Below are 3,201 nucleotides of genomic sequence, written 5' to 3'. Positions count from 1 at the left end.
TACGCTTGCAGCGCGTCCAGCAACTGCTCCTTGTTGGCGTAGCGGATCTCGCTCGCCTTCATTTCAAAGCCGGGCAGCTTGCGGGCAAAAGAGCGCAGGGCAAGCACCTTCCACGTTTTCAGCTCCTCCGGGAACGGCGTGGCGTCCTCGCCGGTCTCAGGCGGACGCCGCTCCGCTTCCGCGGCGGGTTCGGCCTTCTGCCCGGCCCTTGCGCAGGCGCGCATCTCCCGCATGCCGCCTTCACAGCCGCCGCAGTTGGCGCACCCGTCGTTATGCATCCTGGCCGGCCCCGCCCCCACGTCGCTTGCCAGCATGCAGAAAACCTCCGGCATGGCGCGGGGAATCACATGGGAGCTGACCACATTGCCCACGCGCTGCGCGGACATGGTGCCCGCGTCCACCGCCGCCTGCACGGCCGCCACCTCGCCCTCAAAGCGAACCATGACCAGACCGCCGCGCACATAATCCGTGCCGAGCAGCCGGACGTCCGCCGCCTTGAGGCCCGCGTCCGCCGCTTCGATGGCGGACAGCAGCCCGCTCGTTTCGATCATGCCCAGAGCCGTAATCTCCATTTGGCGATCCCTTCCTTACTCTCGTCAGCGCCGGATGACAATCGGGTGATTCGCAACGTCCATCACCGCCGCGGCAAACGCGTCGCACGCCGCCTTGCAGTCCGACTGCGAACCTGTCAAAAGCGCGCCGCCGAAGTTCGTGGGCGACGGCGGCCCGTAAAACGCCGCGACCTCCACCTGCGCCGCCTTCAGCGCCTGATCCAGCGCGTAGATGCTCTCCAGCGGCGGGGCGATCAGATACGCCAGCGGGCTTCCCTCGGCGATGCCGCACTGCCCGGAAAGATAACTGCCCGTGCGGGAAATGCAGTGCGCGTAATAGACGACGGAATCGTCGGCGTTGGCGGAATAGAAGCTGGCCTCATGCTCGATCGTGTACTGCGCGGCGAGAAGGCCGCTCTCCACCTCGTCGGGCGTCGGCCCGGCCAGTATGCCCAGGAATTCGCCCGCCAGCGCGGTGCTGGCGTTGGACGCGCCCGCGTACATCGACTGAGCGTAAGTGACGAACACGCTTGCTTTCTTGGTGGCCTCGTCCAGGGCGGTATAGCCTACGTCATCGCTGTCGCAGGTGATCAGGCCCAGGGAATGAGCCCTCTCGTCCAGCTTGAGCTGCCTGCGAAGCCCCGCGTCCACCTGCGGAATCAGGCGGACAGACAGCACCTTCGCCGGTATCCGGTCCCCCTGCAAGTCGTCCGCCCCCTTCCGCCTTTACACCGGCAGCTCCGTACCGCTCTTCTTTTTCTCCAGAATCAGCTGGATCAGATCCACAATGTGCGCGCCGGCTTCCACGGCAGGCGTGCCCCCCCGGTGGATGTTGGCCAGCACCGTGCGGCGGCTTTCCGCCATGCCCACGGTAGGCTTGTAGGCGATGTAGGCGCTCATGCTCTCGGCGGTCACCAGCCCCGGCCGCTCGCCAAGGAGCACGCAGACCACGTCGGCCCCTGTCGCTTCGCCAATCTGATCCTCCGTCGCCACCCGGCCGAAACGGACGAAGAACGGCTCGCTGACCCGGACTCCCGCGGCATCAAGCCCCTCCTTGATGACCGGCAGAATATTCTCGGCGTTCGCCTGCACGGCGCTGGACGAAAGCCCGTCCGCCACATAGAGCACCACCTGCGTGCCCGCCGGAACGGAAGCCTTGATCCTGCCAAGGGTTTCGCCGTCAAACGTTCTTCCCTTGTCGGGACGGGTCAGAAAATCCTCGCGGCTGTCGCACGTCGTCTGGTAAACAGGCCAGTGCATCTTGGCAAGGAACTCGTCAGACACGTTGGAGAACACGGCGTCCTGCGCCGCGGCATGGTCGCTCTGAAAGCGGAGCATGGTTTCCGTGCGATACCGTGCTCCCGCGCGTCCCACGCCGATGCGCGCGGGGGTTCTCTCCTTCATCGCCATGAACGCCGCCTGATCGTGCGGGTGCTCCACAAGGTACTGCCGCCGCAGATCAATGGCGGCAATGTCGGGCAGCGCCTCGGACGGCGCTTCCTGCTGCCGGCTCTCCGGCGGGTGATCCGTCTGCCGCATCTGACGGAGCACCTGCTCGACTACCGCGCGGATCTCCTGCTCAGTCATGTGCATCCCTCCTGCGGATTACAGAAATACGGAAGCGTCGCCGGCATTGGGGCCCAGACGGCCGTCCTGCCAGAAGCCCCACTTTTCCAGCCAGCGCCGGAAAGGCTCGATGGGCTGCAAGCGCAGGGTTTCCCGGATCGCGGCGATGTCGTGATAGCCCGTGGACTGGTAGTTGAGCATCACATCGTCGCCGTGGGGAACGCCCATGAAGTAGTTGCAGCCGGCGGCGGCAAGGAGCACCGCCAGGTTCTCGTTGTCGAACTGGTCGGCGCGCATGTGGTTGGTGTAGCAGCAGTCGCAGCCCATGGGCAGACCGTGCAGCTTGCCCATGAAGTGATCCTCCAGTCCCGCGCGGATGAACTGTCGGTTGTCATACAGGTATTCGGGGCCGATAAAGCCGACTACCGTGTTGACCAGGAAGGGGCTGAAGTGCCGCGCAAAGCCGTAGCAGCGGGCCTCCATGGTGACCTGATCCCAGCCGTTGTGCGCGTCGGAGGACAGCTCGCTGCCCTGACCTGTTTCAAAGTACAGCTGGTTAGGGCCATGGGAAGTCCCCTCGCGCGCCATCAGATCCTTCGCCTCGGCGATCATGGCGTTGCTGATGCCAAACGCCCGGTTGCCCTTCTCGCTGCCGGCGATGGACTGGAACATCACGTCGCACGGCGCGCCTTGGCGGACGGCCTCCATGCCCGTGGTGATGTGCGCCAGCACGCAGATCTGCGTGGGAATCTGATACTTTTCCTTCAGCTCCGCAAACCGCCCCAGGATGGCCTTGACACTTTCGGTGGACGCGTCCACGGGGTTGAGGCCGATCACGGCGTCGCCCACGCCGAAGGACAGCCCCTCCAGCGTGGAAGCGGTGATGCCCTCCACATCGTCGATGGGGTGGTTGGGCTGAAGCCTTGCGGACAGGGTTCCCGCTTCGCCGATGGTCGTCACGCAGGTGGCCGTAACGCGCATCTTTCTGGCGGCGTAAATGAGATCCAGGTTGCTCATCAGCTTGCAGACGGCGGCGATCACCTCGCTGGAAAGCCCGCGGCGGAGCACCGACAGCTCCGTGTCG

Annotated in this window: 4 protein-coding genes; all 4 read right to left on the bottom strand. The window is 65.1% G+C overall.

Annotation, left to right across the window (positions count from 1 at the left end; all coding sequences use genetic code 11):
- The coding region (locus tag GXY15_16740; protein ID NLV42861.1) for a BMC domain-containing protein at positions 1 to 572 on the bottom strand (572 nt) is incomplete at its 3' end.
- A gap of 24 nt (positions 573 to 596) precedes the next feature.
- Positions 597 to 1,256 carry an ethanolamine utilization microcompartment protein EutL gene (eutL, locus tag GXY15_16735; protein NLV42860.1) on the bottom strand — a complete coding sequence of 220 codons (660 nt, stop codon included), beginning with the start codon at positions 1,254 to 1,256 and terminating at the stop codon, positions 597 to 599.
- Positions 1,257 to 1,277: 21 nt separating this feature from the next.
- Positions 1,278 to 2,138, bottom strand: a complete 861-nt coding sequence (gene eutC, locus GXY15_16730; GenBank protein NLV42859.1) for an ethanolamine ammonia-lyase subunit EutC — start codon at positions 2,136 to 2,138, stop codon at positions 1,278 to 1,280.
- An 18-nt stretch (positions 2,139 to 2,156) separates the two neighbouring features.
- A partial coding sequence (locus GXY15_16725) for an ethanolamine ammonia-lyase subunit EutB (GenBank protein NLV42858.1) occupies positions 2,157 to 3,201 on the bottom strand: 1,045 nt, incomplete at its 5' end.

The sequence above is a fragment of the Candidatus Hydrogenedentota bacterium genome (genome assembly GCA_012730045.1).
Lineage (GTDB): Bacteria > Hydrogenedentota > Hydrogenedentia > Hydrogenedentales > CAITNO01 > JAAYBR01.
Note: the sequence above shows the minus strand (reverse complement) of the source record. Positions and strands in the feature narration are given on the sequence as shown.